This is a genomic window from Saccharopolyspora karakumensis, from assembly GCF_004349225.1.
GTDB lineage: Bacteria > Actinomycetota > Actinomycetes > Mycobacteriales > Pseudonocardiaceae > Saccharopolyspora > Saccharopolyspora endophytica.
The window spans coordinates 16046-31786 of the sequence record NZ_SMLA01000018.1 but is presented as its reverse complement, the minus strand read 5'-3'; the positions used below and the strand labels follow the sequence as shown (position 1 = coordinate 31786).

Annotated in this window: 14 protein-coding genes; 8 read left to right on the top strand and 6 right to left on the bottom strand. The window is 69.0% G+C overall.

The window, feature by feature from the left end; genetic code table 11:
* The first annotated feature begins 63 nt into the window (after positions 1–63).
* A complete protein-coding gene (locus E1202_RS14360; protein ID WP_132683555.1) occupies positions 64–1170 on the top strand; it encodes an acyltransferase family protein in 1107 nt (368 codons plus the stop codon).
* Here the strand turns inward: E1202_RS14360 and E1202_RS14355 are convergent.
* The 4 genes from E1202_RS14355 to E1202_RS14345 form a co-directional block, all read right to left on the bottom strand.
* Positions 1158–2519, bottom strand: coding sequence for a S28 family serine protease (locus E1202_RS14355; RefSeq protein WP_132683554.1), 1362 nt, complete (start codon positions 2517–2519; stop codon positions 1158–1160). The two genes, E1202_RS14360 and E1202_RS14355, sit on opposite strands and share 13 nt — an antisense overlap.
* A 149-nt stretch (positions 2520–2668) precedes the next feature.
* On the bottom strand, positions 2669–3604 hold the full coding sequence (locus E1202_RS14350) for a coiled-coil domain-containing protein (protein WP_132683553.1): 936 nt from the start codon (positions 3602–3604) through the stop codon (positions 2669–2671).
* Between the two features lie 82 nt (positions 3605–3686).
* Positions 3687–3845, bottom strand: coding sequence for a hypothetical protein (locus E1202_RS31445; RefSeq protein WP_165943857.1), 159 nt, complete (start codon positions 3843–3845; stop codon positions 3687–3689).
* Positions 3846–3876: 31 nt separating this feature from the next.
* On the bottom strand, positions 3877–4452 hold the full coding sequence (locus E1202_RS14345; RefSeq protein WP_132683552.1) for a TetR/AcrR family transcriptional regulator: 576 nt from the start codon (positions 4450–4452) through the stop codon (positions 3877–3879).
* Positions 4453–4978: 526 nt separating this feature from the next.
* Between E1202_RS14345 and E1202_RS14340 the strand changes: the two genes are divergently transcribed.
* The 3 genes from E1202_RS14340 (at position 4979) to E1202_RS14330 (ending at position 9745) form a co-directional block, all read left to right on the top strand.
* Entirely contained in the window at positions 4979–6472 is a 1494-nt protein-coding gene (locus E1202_RS14340) for an aldehyde dehydrogenase family protein (protein ID WP_132683551.1), read from the top strand.
* A 156-nt stretch (positions 6473–6628) separates the two neighbouring features.
* The gene (locus tag E1202_RS14335; RefSeq protein ID WP_132683550.1) at positions 6629–8173 is read left to right on the top strand and encodes an APC family permease; all 1545 of its coding nucleotides are present in this window, start codon (positions 6629–6631) and stop codon (positions 8171–8173) included.
* 18 nt (positions 8174–8191) lie between these two features.
* On the top strand, positions 8192–9745 hold the full coding sequence (locus E1202_RS14330; RefSeq protein ID WP_132683549.1) for a GMC family oxidoreductase: 1554 nt from the start codon (positions 8192–8194) through the stop codon (positions 9743–9745).
* A gap of 182 nt (positions 9746–9927) precedes the next feature.
* Here the strand turns inward: E1202_RS14330 and E1202_RS14325 are convergent, their stop codons facing one another.
* Positions 9928–10485, bottom strand: a complete 558-nt coding sequence (locus E1202_RS14325; RefSeq protein WP_132683548.1) for a helix-turn-helix domain-containing protein — start codon at positions 10483–10485, stop codon at positions 9928–9930.
* 51 nt (positions 10486–10536) lie between these two features.
* Between E1202_RS14325 and E1202_RS14320 the strand changes: the two genes are divergently transcribed.
* Complete coding sequence (locus E1202_RS14320; RefSeq protein ID WP_132683547.1) at positions 10537–11703, top strand: benzoate/H(+) symporter BenE family transporter; 1167 nt, start codon at positions 10537–10539, stop codon at positions 11701–11703.
* A gap of 35 nt (positions 11704–11738) precedes the next feature.
* On the opposite strand, the gene E1202_RS14315 is transcribed toward E1202_RS14320, so the two are convergent.
* The gene (locus E1202_RS14315) at positions 11739–12374 is read right to left on the bottom strand and encodes a cyclase (protein WP_132683546.1); all 636 of its coding nucleotides are present in this window, start codon (positions 12372–12374) and stop codon (positions 11739–11741) included.
* A 347-nt stretch (positions 12375–12721) separates the two neighbouring features.
* Here E1202_RS14315 and E1202_RS14310 point away from each other — a divergent pair, with 347 nt between their 5' ends.
* From E1202_RS14310 to E1202_RS14300, 3 genes are read left to right on the top strand one after another with little or no spacing between them, the layout of a single operon-like run.
* The gene (locus E1202_RS14310; protein WP_132683545.1) at positions 12722–13405 is read left to right on the top strand and encodes an HAD family hydrolase; all 684 of its coding nucleotides are present in this window, start codon (positions 12722–12724) and stop codon (positions 13403–13405) included.
* On the top strand, positions 13402–14439 hold the full coding sequence (locus E1202_RS14305; RefSeq protein ID WP_456238808.1) for a phosphotransferase family protein: 1038 nt from the start codon (positions 13402–13404) through the stop codon (positions 14437–14439). Before E1202_RS14310 ends, E1202_RS14305 begins: the two co-directional genes overlap by 4 nt.
* Before the next feature lie 3 nt (positions 14440–14442).
* Entirely contained in the window at positions 14443–15660 is a 1218-nt protein-coding gene (locus tag E1202_RS14300; protein ID WP_132683544.1) for an acyl-CoA dehydrogenase family protein, read from the top strand.
* Positions 15661–15741: the final 81 nt, after the last annotated feature.

Below are 15741 nucleotides of genomic sequence, written 5' to 3'. Positions count from 1 at the left end.
TTCGCCCAGAATCACACTTCTACCAGCTGAGATTCCGGACGGACCGACCTTGAGGTAGCAAGCGTGCACGAACTGACCGCTACGCGCGCGGGCGCCGCCCCGCAGCGGAGTACCCGGAAAGTCAGCTGGGACGCTGTGCGCACCGGATGCGTGGTGCTGGTGATGATCTACCACGCGACCCACATGAGCCGCGTGACCCATCCCGAGCTCTCCCCGCGCACGTTGGTCTTCCCGTACCAGGTCGGCGCGAGCATGCTGCTGGTCATCTCGGCCTACTTCGCGGCGGCCACCATCGGGCGCGGCAGCCTGCGTCGCTACTGGTGGAAGCGGATGGCGCGCCTCCTGCCGCCCTTCGTCGGCGCGGTGGTGCTGATCTGGCTGGTCCTGCGCTTCCTGCGCCCACCCGCCTGGGTGGAGCCGAACGGGCAGGACCTGGTCGGACACCTGCTGATGCTGTGGAACTGGAAGCCGTCCGTCTACGCCTTCCTGGACGGTTCACATTGGACGGTCCCGCTGCAGCTGCTGGGATTCACCTTCGCCGCGGTGCTCTACGCCACCAAACTGGGCCACGGCAACAAGATCCCCTGGGTGCTGTGGACGGCGGTGCTGCTGCCGCTGGCGCAGTGGCACATCCGCATCTCCGGGGCACCGGAGACCTACCGGATGCTCGTGGACGGTTTCGGCGCGCACCGCTGGCACCTGTTCGTGGCCGGGGTGGCGATCTGGATGGTCTCCACCGGGCGCCTCTCGCGCGGGCACTTCGCGCTGCTGCTGGCCGCCTGCATGTTCGCCCAGGCCATGCACAACTACATCCGCCTGCCCGACGGGCAGCTCGACTGCGACTGGGGCTCCACCCTCGGCGTGTGGACCGGACTGCTGGTGCTGACCCTGGTCGCCTGCGGCCCGGACTGGAAGCTGCCACCGGCGCTCGCGCGTGGCGTGACCTGGTTCGCCGGCATCTCCTACGGCGTGTTCCTCAGCCACCAGACCATCGGCTACGTCCTGCTGCACTACCTCGACACCAACGGCGTGCCGCCGCTGCTGCAGACGCCGGCCATGCTGGCCACCGGCACGGCCGTGGGCTGGGCGCTGACCAGAGCGGTCGAACGCCCGGCACACGACTTCCTGATGCGCTTCTACGACCGGACGGCCGCCCGTCAGAGCGGGTGACGCTCCAGCGGCTGGTGGTCGATGCGGGTGCTGCGCAGCGCCGGGACGTCGACCCCTGCCCAGCGGCGGACGGTGGCCTCGGCCTCCGCGCGCTGGTCAGCGGGCAGTCCGGCGATCTTGGCGCCGTGGTTGGCGCCCGGGACCAGGTAGGCGTGCGAGTCGTCGCGGCCCGGTTCGAAGGGCTCGGCGCTCCACGGGTCGTTCTGGCCGTTGACGAACATCAGCTCTGAGCCCTGGCTGCGGACCCAGGTGTCGACCTCGCGCATCACGCCGGGCTCGAACTCCATGGGGATCTCGCGAGGCACCAGGTTGCGGGGCCGGCTGAGGTCGCGGTGGTGCAGCAGGTCTGCCAGCGGTTCGTCGGAGACGCCGGGCCAGCCCAGCTGGGTGCCCGCCTGGTAGTAGTACGGCGTGTAGGGCTCCATGCCCTGATCGGTGTAGAAGGCGAACTCGACGGTCTCGTCCAGGAACCGGTAGATCTCGTCGGTGCTCGCGGTCGGCGCCGGGACCTGCCCGCAGTCCTGCTGACCGCGGTACTGCCAGAAGCTCCACGGCGCGTCGAGCACGACCAGCTCCAGGCCCCGATCGATGTCACCGATGATCCGGTCGAAGGTCATCCCCTGCGAGTCGGCGAACGACCGGAACCTGGCGATCATCTCGGGCCTGCGGATCAGGGCCTCGCGCTGAACGGCGGTCAGCGCCTCCCGGCAGGCTGGATCGGTACCGACTGAAGAGAGGAACCGGTCGTAGGCGTCCCGATCGTTGTGCGCATCGTTCGGTGCGACGTACGCAACGGTTCCGTCCACGTCGTCCGGGTAGAAGTGGCGGTGGTACACCGCCGTCATGCCGCCCTTGCTCGCACCGGTGGTGATCCACTGACGGTCGTAGATCCCGCGCAGCGCCGAGATCACCTCGTGCTCATCGGTGGCGGCCTGCCAGATGTCGAGATCGTTCCAGTCGGCGGGTTCCGGGCGCGACGGGGTGAAGAAGCGGTGCTCCAGGTTCACCTGGTTGCCGTCGACCAGCTGGGTCGGCTCGGTGCGGTTGGCGCTGGTGGGAAGCCCGTAGCCGGTGGTGTGGAGGACCGTCGGCCGGCTGACGTCGCGGTGCAGCAGGGTGAGGCGCTGCTCGAAGGCACCGGCGTCCGGGTGCCGGTGATCGGCCGGCTGGGTGAAGGTCAGGTCGAACAGCCGGAAGCCCGGTTCGGTCGGCCGCTCCCCGACCACCGTCATCCCCGGCACATCCTCCAGCCGCTGCGCGAGGTCGTCCGGCGGTGCCGCTCCCGCGGGCGTCCCGACCAGCACCATCGCGCAGGCCACGGCGATGGTTCCCCATCCGCGCCAGTTCATCCGACCTCCCGGTGAGCACAACGGTCGGGGCAATCTAGCCAGCCGAGCGGAGCACCGGGAAGCGCGAGGCGAGTTCTCGACACGTCCCCCGGACGCAGCAGCGGGCCGCCCGCCGACGGACGGGCGGCCCGAGTGCTGACGCCGGTCGATCAGACGGTGGCGTCCGCCTCCTGCGGCACCGTCTCCTCGTCGCGCTGCTTGGGCACCTCGACGTCCGCGTCTCCACTGTGGACGGTCTCGGCCACGTACGCGTCCGAAGCCTCGGTGTCCGAACCGCTCTCGGTGGCCACCAGGAACGGCTCGGCGTTGCCCAGGATCCGCTGCGCGTTGCGCACCTGCTCAGCCAGCTGCTGGCGGGTCTTGTGCATCGTCGCCGAGTACTCGTCGGCGCGCAGGATCCGGCGCTCGCTCTCGGCCGTGGCCTCGCGGACGCGGCGCTGCGCTTCCTCGCGGCTGGCCTGCTCGCGCTCGGCGAGGATCCGCATGGCCTCGTCGCGGCGGGCGGACATGGAGGTCTCGAAGTCGTGCTCGACCTGGACGCGGCGCTCTTCGGCCTCGGCGTCGAGATGCCTGCGCTGCTGCTCGGCCTCCTTCGCCATGGCCTGCACCTCGGCACGGGTGCGCGCGATCAGCTCGTTGCGCTGCTGCTCGGACTGGCGGCGCCACTCATCGGCCTCGGCGACCAGCTTCTCGTAGCGGTTGCGCAGCTCGGCCGCGGCCTGCTCGGAGCGGGCCCACTCGTGCTCGGAGGCCGCCTGAGCGCTGGCCACGATCTCCTTGGCCTCGTCCTGGGCCAGCCGGACCATGCGGCGCATCCGGTCGGACAGCGCGTCCAGCGAAATCGGTTCCTGCGCCTGCGCGTCGAGCTCCTGCTTGAGCTCCTCGACCTGGGCGCGAGCCTGGTCGAGCTGCGCGGACAGTTCGTTGACCTGGCTTAACGCCGAATCCCTGTCCTCGGTGACCAGGCGCAGCTCGGCCTCGGTCTGCTGGATGTAGAACTTCACCTGCGAGCGACGGTATCCGTACCAGACGGTGTCGAAATCTGCCTTCAGCGGTACCAGTTCGCGGTCTTCGATGTGCCCCACGGTCTCACCCCACCTGAGTTGATCAAATTTGCTGGGAGCGAGCCACGCCCCGACGCGGCAAGTCCGTGCTCGCACCGGTGATTCATCCGTTGATGCGCCCGCCGGGCCAAAAACCGACGACTTCGACGACATCACCGACACCGATGCCACGGATCGCTATGCCTACATCTTCCTCGCAGACAGCATTGAGATCAACTGCCCTGATTCCAGTGCAATCCAACGGACATCCGATGTTGACCACCCGGACACCCGCCCTGAAATGCCTGTTGAAATCAGGTTTTCGCGTCCGGTTCCAGCATCCGCCGAAAAGTCATCTCGATTTCGTCTCGGCTCGGCACCGATTCCCGGACGATCCCCTGCAGCTGCCAACCGCAGAACAGCACCGACAGGGCCCGGCCGGTCGCCTCGTCGGTGTAGGAGGCGAACAGCTCGGCCAACCACGTGTCCCACTCCTGGCTGACCTGGCGCAAGGCCGGCTTGTGCAGCGCGGCGATGTAGAGCTGGTGCTCCACGGCCGTCTGCGCGCGGGCGGGCCCGAGGTAGTGCAGCACCAGGTCGGTCAGCGCCTGGGCGAGGTCGTTGCCCGGCTCCAGGCCGGCGGCCCACTTCCGCATGTGCTCGACGTCGTCCTCGGCGGCCTGCCGCAGAGCGCTGGCGAGCAGGTCATCGAGGGTCGCGAAGTAGTAGGTGGTGGACCCGAGCGGGACACCCGCGGCAGCCGCCACGCTGCGGTGCGTGAGCTTCTCGACGCCGCGCTCGGCGACCACCTCGATCGCGGCGCGGGCGATGCGCTCGCGACGATCGGGGTCCTTGCGGCGAGCGGGCGACGCGGGCTGGGTGCTCGACATGCGCTCGGTGTTCCTCCCCTGTCACAGCGCGTGAACGTTCTCCGGCATCCGGGTGGCGAACCGATTCGGGGTGGGGTGGTCGGCCCGGCATCCGGAGATCCAGCTTGCCACGTCCGCCCCGAACGCGATGCGGTCCACGTCACCGGCCACGCGTTTGACCAGTTCAACGCACATTTTTCCACGGGCTCGACCGATGCTGAACATCTGATGATGTACAGATGTACATGCCTGGTGTTAGTGTCTTCTCCCGGCACCGCAGCCAATGGACGTGCGCGACGGGCAAATGCGTCGTGCGAATTGGACGAGAAACGCGCCAGAAAGCCACCGAATGGACCACCAGGAGGTGAATTCGGAGACCGAATCGTGCCGATGGGAGGCACAATTCGGCGAATTGCTCCGCATCATCCGGTGCGGATTCGTGTGGCGATGAATCGGCGTCCGCCGCATTGTGAACCAGCCGCCTCTCGCGAGGCTTGTTCACGATGGCCGCGAACGCGGACAAACGAGCGACAAACGGGGAAAAGCCATGCCGCAAGCAGACAATTCGGCAGCCACGCTGTTCATCGACGGCAAGTGGGTCCCGGCCGCCGACGGCCGCACCCGGCAGATCCACTGCCCCGCCGACGGAACACTGGTCGCCACCGTCTCCGAGGGCGGCCGCGCCGAGGCCGAGCAGGCCATCGCCGCCGCCCGCCGGGTCTTCGACGAGGGCGTCTGGTCGACCAGCTCGGCCTGGGACCGGGGTGATCTGCTGCTGCGCGTCGCCGACATCCTCGTCCGCGACAAGGACGAGTTCGCCCGCGCCGAATCGCTCGACACCGGCAAGCGCCTGGTGGAGAGCGAGTACGACATGGACGACATCGCCGCGTGCTTCCGCTACTTCGGCAAGATCGCGGGCACCGACGCGGGCAGCCTCGTCGACACCGGTACCCCGGACGCCATCAGCCGCGTGCAGTACGAGCCCGTCGGCGTCTGCGGCATGATCACCCCCTGGAACTTCCCGCTGCTGCAGGTCGCCTGGAAGGTCGCGCCGGCCATCGCCGCGGGCGACACCTTCATCCTCAAGCCCAGCGAGCTGACCCCGGCCACCGCGATCCTGCTGATGCGCGCCCTGGAGGAAGCCGGGCTGCCCGCCGGCGTCGGGAACCTGGTGCTGGGCGCCGGTGCCGAGGTCGGTTCCGTGCTGGCCGAGCACCCCGACGTCGACCTGATCTCGTTCACCGGCGGTCTGCACACCGGCCGCAAGATCTCCGCGATGGCGGCTCCGACCGTCAAGAAGGTCGCCCTGGAGCTCGGCGGCAAGAACCCCAACGTGGTCTTCGCCGACGCCGACTTCGACACCGCCGTGGACTTCGCGCTGACCGCGATCTTCCTGCACTCCGGCCAGGTCTGCTCCGCGGGCGCCCGGCTGATCGTGCAGGACGAGCTGCACGACGCGCTGGTCGACGAGATCGTGCGCCGCGCCGAGCAGATCCGCATCGGCGGCCCGTTCGACGACGACGCCGAGACCGGCCCGCTGATCTCCGCCGCGCACCTGCAGAAGGTCGACGACTACGTCACCAAGTCGGTCGCCGAGGGCGCGGTGCTGCGCACCGGCGGCAAGCGCCCCGAGGGCGAGCGCTACGCCAACGGGCACTACTACCTGCCCACGGTTCTCGACGAGGTGAAGCAGGGAACCCACGCGGTCAACGAGGAATCGTTCGGGCCGGTGCTGACCGTGGAGCGGTTCACCGACGAGGACGACGCGATCCGCGTCGCCAACGACACCCACTACGGCCTGGCGGGCGCGGTGTTCACCGGCGACCCGGCCAAGGCGCAGCGGGTGGCCAACCGGCTGCGGCACGGCACCGTGTGGATCAACGACTTCCACCCCTACCTCCCGCAGGCCGAGTGGGGTGGGTTCAAGCAGTCCGGCATCGGACGCGAACTCGGCCGGGCAGGGCTCGGCGAGTACCAGGAGGCCAAGCACGTCTACCAGAACCTGCGGCCCGGTCCGCAGAACTGGTTCTCCTCGAAGTAAGGAAGGAATCTTGTGCCGGTGCGGCGGCCGGACGCGCCGCCGCACCGCCCGCAGACCGACTGCGGGAAGCGGGATTTCGCGCTACGCAAACAACCAACCCGCGTCGCCGCTCCTGCCATCCGGCGGGAGAGGTCGGCCGGGGAAGGAGTTCGGGGCATGAGCGCGCCCACCAATCACGACGCCGAGCTCAACGAGTTCGGCTACACCAACAAGCTGAAGAGAAGCCTGGGCGGTTTCCACACCTTCGCCGCAGGCATCAGCTACATCTCGGTGCTCACCGGCGCCTTCCAACTGTCGTACTTCGGCATCGGTTTCGGCGGACCCGCCTACGTGTGGTCCTGGCCGATCGTGTTCCTGGGGCAGTTGCTGGTGGCGTTGAGTTTCGCCGAGCTGGCATCGCGTTACCCGATCGCCGGTTCCATCTACAACTGGGCCAAGAAGCTCGGTGGTCCCCACGTCGGCTGGCTGGCCGGGTGGATGATGCTGCTGGCGTCGATCGTGTCGATCTCGGCCACCGCGCTGGCCTACCAGAACACGCTGCCGCAGATCTGGGCCGGTTTCCAGCTGGTCGGTGACGGGTCCGACGCCACCGACTCCGCGGTCAACGCGGTGCTGCTGGCGCTGGTGCTGATCCTGTTCACCACGCTGGTCAACGCCTACGGCGTGAAGCTGATGGCGCAGATCAACTCCACCGGTGTGTTCATCGAGCTGGCCGCGGCGGTGCTGCTGATCATCGCGCTGGCGCTGGTCGTGGTGAACCCGCCGACGGTCATCCTCGACACCAACGGCACCGAGGCCGCCTACGGCGGCAGCTACCTGAGCGCCTTCCTGGTCGCCGGCATCGCCTCGTCCTACGTCATGTACGGCTTCGACACCGCCGCCTCGCTCGGCGAGGAGTCGATCGACCCGCACAAGAACGCGCCGCGCGCCATCCTGCGGGCGCTGATCGCCTCGTTCGTCCTCGGCGGCCTGATCCTGCTGTTCGGCATGATGGCCACCCGCGACTTCAGCGCGCCGGAACTGGCCGAATCCGGCCTGCAGTTCGTCCTCAGCGACGCGCTCGGCCCGTTCGTCGGCCGGCTGTTCCTGCTGGCGATCTTCGTGGCGATCACCGTGTGCGTGCTGGCCGTGCACACCGCCGCGATCCGCATCATGTTCGCCATGGCCCGCGACAACGCGCTGCCCGCCGGCAAGCTGCTGGCCCGGGTGAGCCCGCGGTTCCAGACGCCGGTCGCCCCCGCGGTGTTCATCGGTGTCGTCGCGGTCGTGCTGCTGCTGGTCAACATCGGTCAGCCGCAGATCTTCACCGCCATCACCTCGCTGGCGATCATCCTCATCTACATCTCCTACCTGCTGGTGACGGTCCCGATGCTGGTCGCGCGCCTGCGCGGCAAGTGGAAGTCGACCAAGGAGGAGGGCCGCTTCAGCCTCGGCAAGCTCGGGCTGCCGATCAACGTCCTGGCCGTGCTGTGGGGCCTCGGGATGTCGATCAACCTCGCGTGGCCGCGCAAGGACGTCTACAACGCCGAACCCCCGTACCACTGGTACCTGCAGTACAGCTCGGTGCTGTTCGTCGGGATCGCGGCCGTGGGCGGATTCGCCTACTACTGGTTCATCCAGCGGCACAAGGTGGGTGTGCTCGCCGACCACGCGGCGTCCGAGAAGGACGCCGAAGGCAGCGAGAAGACCTCCCTCGTCTGAGTTCTGAAAGGAATGACCATGACCGATCAGTTCGACTACGTCGTGGTGGGCGGCGGTAGCGCGGGCGCGGCGGTCGCCGCGCGGCTGTCGGAGGACCCCGACACCACCGTGTGCCTGCTCGAAGCCGGCCCGTCCGACGTCGGCGACAGCAACATCCTCGAGCTCAAGAAGTGGATGGCGCTGCTGGAGTCCGGTTACGACTGGGACTACCTGATCGAGCCGCAGGAGAACGGCAACTCCTTCATGCGGCACGCCCGTGCCCGCGTGCTGGGCGGCTGCTCCTCGCACAACTCCTGCATCGCGTTCTGGGCGCCCGCCGAGGACCTCGACGAGTGGGAGTCGATGGGCCTGCCGGGCTGGGGCTCGGCGGACATGTTCCCGCTGTACAAGCGGCTGGAGACCAACGACGGACCGGGCGACCACCACGGCCGCACCGGCCCGGTGACCATCCGCTCGGTCCCGCCGAAGGACCCCACCGGCACAGCGCTGCTGGAAGCCTGCGAGCAGCAGGGGATTCCGACCACCGAGTTCAACTCCGGCAAGACCGTCACCCACGGCGCCAACTGGTTCCAGATCAACGCCAAGCAGGACGGCACCCGCTCCTCCTCGTCGGTGTCCTACCTGCACCCGATCATGGACCGGCCGAACCTGGAGATCCGCACCAACGCCTGGGCCAAGAAGGTCACCTTCGACGGCACCCGCGCCACCGGTGTGGAGTACCTCAGCGACGACCTCATCCACTCGCGGACGATCACCGCCCGCAAGGAGGTCGTGCTGTCCACCGGCGCGATCGACACGCCGAAGCTGCTGATGCTCTCGGGCATCGGACCGGCCGAGCACCTGCGCGAGTTCGGCATCGACGTGCTGGTCGACTCCCCCGGCGTCGGCTCCACCCTGGAGGACCACCCCGAGGGCGTGATCAGCTGGGAGGCCAAGAAGCCGATGGTGGAGGACTCCACCCAGTGGTGGGAGATCGGCATCTTCACCCGGACCGAGGACGGCCTGGACCGGCCGGACCTGATGTTCCACTACGGTTCGGTGCCGTTCGACATGCACACCGTGCGGCAAGGCTACCCGACCTCCGAGAACTCCTTCTGCCTGACGCCGAACGTCACCCGCGCGCGCTCCACCGGCACGGTCCGGTTGCGCAGCAAGGACTTCCGGGACAAGGCCAAGGTGGACCCGAAGTACTTCACCGACCCGGACGGTCACGACATCCGCGTCATGACCGAGGGCATCAAGCTGGCCCGCAAGATCGTCGCGCAGTCGGCGATGCAGGAGTGGGCCGGTCAGGAGCTGTTCCCGGGCGAGGACGTACAGACCGACGACGAGATCGCCGACTACATCAAGCGCACCCACAACACCGTCTACCACCCCGCCGGTTCGGTGAAGATGGGCGCGGTGGACGACAACTCGAAGCCGCTGGACCCGCGCCTGCGCGTCAAGGGCGTGCAGGGCCTGCGCGTCGCCGACGCCTCGGTGATGCCGTTCCTGGTGGCGGTGAACCCCAACATCACCACCATGGCCATCGGCGAGAAGTGCTCCGACATGCTCAAGCAGGACAACGCCTGAGCACGCACGACGCGGGTGCTCTCCGGCGAGCGCACCCGCACCCGGGCCCCTGAACCGCCCCGACACGGCCAGGTGCTCACCCCCTGGAAGTCCCTCCGGTCCCCCGTCCCGGAGGGACTTTCGCTTTCCTGCCCCACAGCCTGGGCACAACGCACCCGACCGCGTGGGGGCGTTCGAACACCTCAGGCCGGGTAGCGCATGACGAGGGTGGCCGTGGTGGCGTCGTCGGGGGCTTCGTAGACGTGCGGGACCGTGGCGTCGAAGCGGATGTAGTCGCCGGGGCCGAGGGTCTGCGGGTCCGATTCCGGTCCGGTGACGAGGGTTCCGGTGTGGACGTGCAGCTGCTCGATGACCCTGGGGTGGTGCGCCGGGGAGGTGTAGCGGGTGCCCGCGCGGACGTGCAGCCGGTAGACCTCCAGGCGAGTCCGGCCGTCGTCGACGCTGTCCAGCAGCTCGACGTCGGCGGCGTGGCCGGAGATCTCGGGCCCGGCCGAGCGGTGGACGAGGAGCGCTCCCCCGTCTCGCGGCTCGGGCTCGGCGGCCAGGAGCCTGCCGAGGGGCAGGCCGAGCACCGCGGCGAGGGCGTAGAGGGTTTCCAGGGTCGGGTTGCGGTTGCCCGCTTCGAGCTCGGAGAGCGTGCCCTTGCCGATCCCGGCCTGCCTGGCGACCTCCGACAGCGACAGGCCGCGGCGGGTGCGGGCCGCGCGCAGGTTCTCCCCGACGAGCTTGACCGGTTCCACGGGCACCTCCTACCATCCCCGATCGTTCCATATACAGAACGGACGGGTCTCGTGCAGTTGCGTCAGCGGATCTCCGCCGCACCGGTCTCCACCTTGGTCGCCGGGGCCATCACCACCTTGGTCGGGGTGGTGAGCTCGGCCGCCATCGTCTTCGAGGCCGCGCGCACGCTGGGAGCCACACCGGCCGAGATCTCCTCGTGGATCCTGGCGCTGGGCATCGGCATCGGCGTCACCTCGATCGCACTGTCGCTGCGCACCCGCGCGCCGATCGTGCTCGCCTGGTCCACGCCCGGCGCGGCGCTGCTGGCGGCGAGCGGGCACGGGCTGTCGATGCCCGAGGCCGTCGGCGCGTTCCTGCTGGCCGCGGCGCTGTCGCTGCTGGTGGGCGTGACCGGGCTGTTCGAGCGGGCGGTGAACCTGATCCCGCCGGCGATCGCCGCCGCCCTGCTGGGCGGTGTGCTGCTGCGGTTCGGCATCGACCTGTTCACCACGATGCGCGAGCAGTTCGCGCTGATCGCGGCGATGCTCGTGGGCTACCTGCTGGGCAAGCGCTTCCTACCGCCCCACTCCGTGCTGATCGCGCTGGTCATCGGCGTGGCCGGGACCGCGTTCGGAGGTGGCCTGCGGGCCGGTGAGGTCGACCTGGCGCTGGCGACTCCGGTCTGGACGTGGCCGGACTTCTCGGTGCACTCGGTGGTCGGCATCGCGATCCCGCTGTTCGTGATCACCATGACCTCGCAGAACCTGCCCGGTGTCGTGACGCTGCGGACCCACGGCTACACCACGCCGATCTCGCCGGTGCTGTCGTGGACCGGAGCGGTCAACGTGCTGCTGGCGCCGCTGGGGTGCTTCGGCATCAACCTGGCGGCGATCACCGCCGCGCTGGCCATGGGCGAGGAGGTCCACTCCGATCCCGGCCAGCGCTACAAGGCCGCGATCACCTCGGGGGCGCTCTACCTGGTCATCGCGGTGTTCGGTGCGACGTTGGCGAGCCTCATCGCGGCGTTCCCCGGCGCGTTGATCGCCGCGCTGGCCGGCATCGGCCTGCTGGACACGATCGGCGGCTCGATGGCCAAGGCCACCGCCGACACCGGGAGCCGCACCGCCGCGCTGATCGCCTTCCTGGTGACCGCCTCGGGCGTCACGGCGTTCGGCATCGCCTCGGTCTTCTGGGGCCTGATCGCCGGGATCGGCGCGCACCTGATCACCCGGAAGTAGTGGCGGGACACCGTCGCGCCCCGCCACTCCCGGCATCAGCCGATGGTCGTCGTGGTCAGCGTCGGGTTGGGGTTCGGGAAGCACGCCGACGGGACGTCGACGTCGCCGATGATCGAGGACACGACCGCCGTGAACGTCAGGCCCGGGTCTTCGTAGCTGGTCCCCGCCAGCTTGGTCTCGATCGTGCCGGACTCACCCGCGGTGAGGTGCACGGTGATGGTGGGGAGCTCGAACTCGCTGCCACCGGCGATCGGGCCGTCGAGGTGCACCGTGGCGACGCCGTTCTCGACGTTGATGGTCGGCGGGTTCGGGCCCAGGTTCGAGCCACCGGCCAGTTCGGCCGAGACGTAGGTGGAGTTCGCCGGGATCGGGAGCCTCAGGTCGAAACCGCCGACCTCCTTGACGGTGTTGCCGTTGACCTCGCCCGGGATGGTGTTCACGGCCGGGTCGACGACGACGTCGAAAGCCGCTCCGGGAGCGACGGTCTCGGGAGCGGAGACGTCGGTGCTCTGCTGCAGGGCGAACTGCTGGGCTCCCGTCGGAGCATCACCGTTGCAGTCGAAGTTGATGTCGAAGGGGGCCGCCACCGCCTGCGGGGCGACGGCGAGGGCTGCGGTTGCGGCGAAGGCGGCCGCGATCGCGGCGCGCTTTCCACTGAGGACGGACTTCATTGGCCTCTCCTGCACGTTCGGTGGAGTCGAAAAGTGCTGTCCGCGCGGCGAATTCGTAACCTACCCACGAGTAAATACCAGGTCAACGACGGCGTTTTTGCCGGACTTACCACCTTTGACCCAGGGTCACCGAATTGGGCGAAACGAGTGCCCGCAACCGCCACCTCGACGAGCGCGACTGGCCTGACCAGCCCCGTTCGACCGGGAGGAAACGGACGCCCGCTGACCCGCCGTGATCGCACGACCTCCGACCGGGCGACCCCGACATCACCCCCCGCGCACCGCCCGACCGCCCCCTCCGAACTGGGGCTAGCGCGACATACCGTCTAGTCGGTACGGTCCTGTCCATGGGTTCCAGTGCTGTCGGCCCGACCGTCCGCGCGGTCGTCTTCGACTACGGAGGTGTGCTGACCACACCCACCCGCGACTCGATCAACGCCTGGTTGACCGAGGAGCAGATCCGCCCGGAGCTGTTCTCCGCCGCGCTCAAGGAGTGGCTCTCCCGCGACGCGCCCGCGGGGACGCCCGTGCACCTGCTGGAGACCGGGGAGCTCGACGCCGACGGCTTCAACAAGGCCATGGCGGCCCGGCTGCGGACCCTCGACGATCAGCCCGTCGCACCCGATGACCTGCTCGGACGCCTCTTCGCGCGGGTGCGCCCGGAACCGGCCATGCTTGATCTGGTGCGAGGACTGCGCGAGCGCGGAATCCGCACCGCACTGCTGTCCAACAGCTGGGGGAACATCGACGCCTACCCGTGGGAGCAGCTGACGGGGCTGTTCGAGTCCACCGTCCTCTCCGGCCAGGTCGGGCTGCGCAAACCCGACCCGAGCATCTACCGGATGAGCCTGGACGAGCTCGGCCTGCCCGCCGAGCAGACCGCCTTCGTCGACGACGGCGCGCCCAACGTCGACGCCGCCCGCGCCCTGGGCATGCACGCCGTGCTGCACACCGGCCCGGCGGAGACCCGAACCCGGCTGGCGGAACTGCTGCCGACCGGATCCGTACCGCAAGACGAGGAGACCAGGTGAACGCACCCGAGCCCGACGAGCTGCCCGGCCTCGACCTGCACAGGCTGCGGGCGTACCTCGACGTCGAGATGCCCGGCATGGTCACCGGCGAACTCACCGGCGAGCTGGTGCAGGGCGGCCGCTCGAACCTGACCTACATCGTCGGCGACGGCACCCGCGAGTGGGTCGTGCGCCGCCCACCGCTGGGGCACGTGCTGGCCACCGCGCACGACATGAGCCGCGAGCACCGGATGCTCACCGCCCTGGCCGACACCAGCGTGCCGGTGCCGCGCACCGAGCTGCTGTGCCAGGACGAGGAGGTGCTGGGCGCCCCGTTCTACGTCATGGAGTACGTGCGCGGCACCGTCTTCCGCACCGCTGAGCAGACCGAGACGCTCGGCGAGCAGCAGCGCCAGGACCTGTCCTTCCAGCTGATGGACGTGCTCGCCGACCTGCACTCCCTCGACCCCACCTCGGTGGGGCTGGCCGAGTTCGGCCGGCCGGAGGGCTTCTTGGAACGCCAGGTGCGCCGGTGGACCAAGCAGCTCAAGGCCTCCCACAGCCGCGAGGTCGAGGGCATCGACGAGCTCTCCCAGCGGCTGGCGGACTCGGTGCCGACCAGCGGGCGCGTGGGCATCGTGCACGGCGACTACCGGCTGGACAACGTCATCGTCGGCGACGACCAGCGGATCAAGGCCGTCCTGGACTGGGAGATGGCCACCATCGGCGATCCGCTCACCGACCTCGGGCTGCTGGCGGTGTACTGGGAGGGCTTCAGCGGTCTGGAGAACAACCCGATCACCAAGGGCGTCGGGCCGGAGCACGGATTCCCCAGCGCCAAGCAGCTCTTCGCCCGGTACGCCGAGCGCAGCGAACTGGATCTGTCCGTTGTGGACTGGTACCTGGCGTTCGGCTACTTCAAGATCGCGGTGATCCTGGAAGGCATCCACTACCGCTTCATCCACGACCAGACCGTCGGCGAGGGCTTCGAGCACGTCGGTGGCCTGGTCGCTCCGCTCGTCGCGCAGGGCCTGGCGACCCTCAAGGAGGCATGAGAGATGGATTTCGCGTTCGACGCACGAACCGAGGAGCTGCGCGGTCAGCTGCTGGAGTTCATGGACTCGCACATCTACCCGGCCGAGCCGGTGTTTGCCGAGCAGATGAACGAAGGACCGGACCGCTGGTCGGCGCACCCTCCGATCATGGAGGAGCTCAAGGCCGAAGCGCGCAAGCGCGGCCTGTGGAACCTCTTCCTGCCCGGTGAGCACGGTGCGGGGTTGACCAACCTGCAGTACGCGCCGCTGGCGGAGATCATGGGCCGCTCCGGTCAGCTGGCGCCGGAGGCCACCAACTGCGCCGCGCCGGACACCGGGAACATGGAGGTGCTGGCGCAGTTCGGCACCGACGCGCAGCGCAAGCAATGGCTCCAGCCGCTGCTCGACGGCGAGATCCGCTCGGCGTTCTGCATGACCGAGCCCGACGTCGCCTCCTCCGACGCCACCAACATCGGCACCCGCATCACCCGCGACGGCGACCACTACGTCATCAACGGGCGCAAGTGGTTCTCCTCCGGTGCGATGAGCCCGCGCTGCAAGATCCTGATCGTGATGGGCAAGACCGACCCGGACGCCGAGCGGCACCGCCAGCAGAGCCAGGTGCTGGTGCCCAAGGACACCCCGGGCGTCGAGGTCAAGCGCGGCATGCACGTCTTCGGCTACGACGACGCCGACCACGGCGGTCACGCCGAGATCGTGTTCAACGACGTCCGCGTGCCGGTGGACAACGTCATCTCCGGCGAGGGCGAGGGCTTCGCGATCGCGCAGGCCCGACTCGGGCCCGGCCGCATCCACCACTGCATGCGCGCCCTCGGCATGGCCGAGCGGGCGCTGGAGCTGATGTGCCGGCGCACCTCCGAGCGCGTCGCGTTCGGCAAGCCGCTGGCCGAGCAGGGCGTGGTGCAGCACTGGATCGCCGAGTCCCGGGTGAAGATCGAGCAGGCCCGGCTGCTGGTGCTCAAGACCGCGTGGCTGATGGACACCGTCGGCAACCAGGGCGCGCACACCGAGATCCAGTCCATCAAGGTCGCCGTTCCCGAGGTGGCCACCTGGGTCGTCGACCGCGCCATCCAGGCCCACGGCGGGGGCGGCGTCTCCCAGGAATTCCCCCTGGCGGCGCTCTACGCGCACGCCCGGACCCTCCACCTGGTCGACGGTCCCGACGAGGTCCACCGCCGCTCCCTGGCTCGCCGCGAGCTCGGCAAGTACAAGAAGAAGTAACCCACCGGATTTCAGTGGAAATCGGGTACCTGACTCCAGTGGAAACCTGGTACCGGATTTCAGTGGAAGTCCGGGGGTCGG

Bases quoted from the DNA above. Each gene is read 5' to 3' on its own strand.
- E1202_RS14355 (WP_132683554.1), bottom strand. From the start codon at position 2,519: ATGAACTGGCGCGGATGGGGAACCATCGCCGTGGCCTGCGCGATGGTG.
- E1202_RS14345 (WP_132683552.1), bottom strand. From the start codon at position 4,452: ATGTCGAGCACCCAGCCCGCGTCGCCCGCTCGCCGCAAGGACCCCGAT.
- E1202_RS14340 (WP_132683551.1), top strand. From the start codon at position 4,979: ATGCCGCAAGCAGACAATTCGGCAGCCACGCTGTTCATCGACGGCAAG.
- E1202_RS14335 (WP_132683550.1), top strand. From the start codon at position 6,629: ATGAGCGCGCCCACCAATCACGACGCCGAGCTCAACGAGTTCGGCTAC.
- E1202_RS14330 (WP_132683549.1), top strand. From the start codon at position 8,192: ATGACCGATCAGTTCGACTACGTCGTGGTGGGCGGCGGTAGCGCGGGC.
- E1202_RS14315 (WP_132683546.1), bottom strand. From the start codon at position 12,374: ATGAAGTCCGTCCTCAGTGGAAAGCGCGCCGCGATCGCGGCCGCCTTC.
- E1202_RS14310 (WP_132683545.1), top strand. From the start codon at position 12,722: ATGGGTTCCAGTGCTGTCGGCCCGACCGTCCGCGCGGTCGTCTTCGAC.
- E1202_RS14300 (WP_132683544.1), top strand. From the start codon at position 14,443: ATGGATTTCGCGTTCGACGCACGAACCGAGGAGCTGCGCGGTCAGCTG.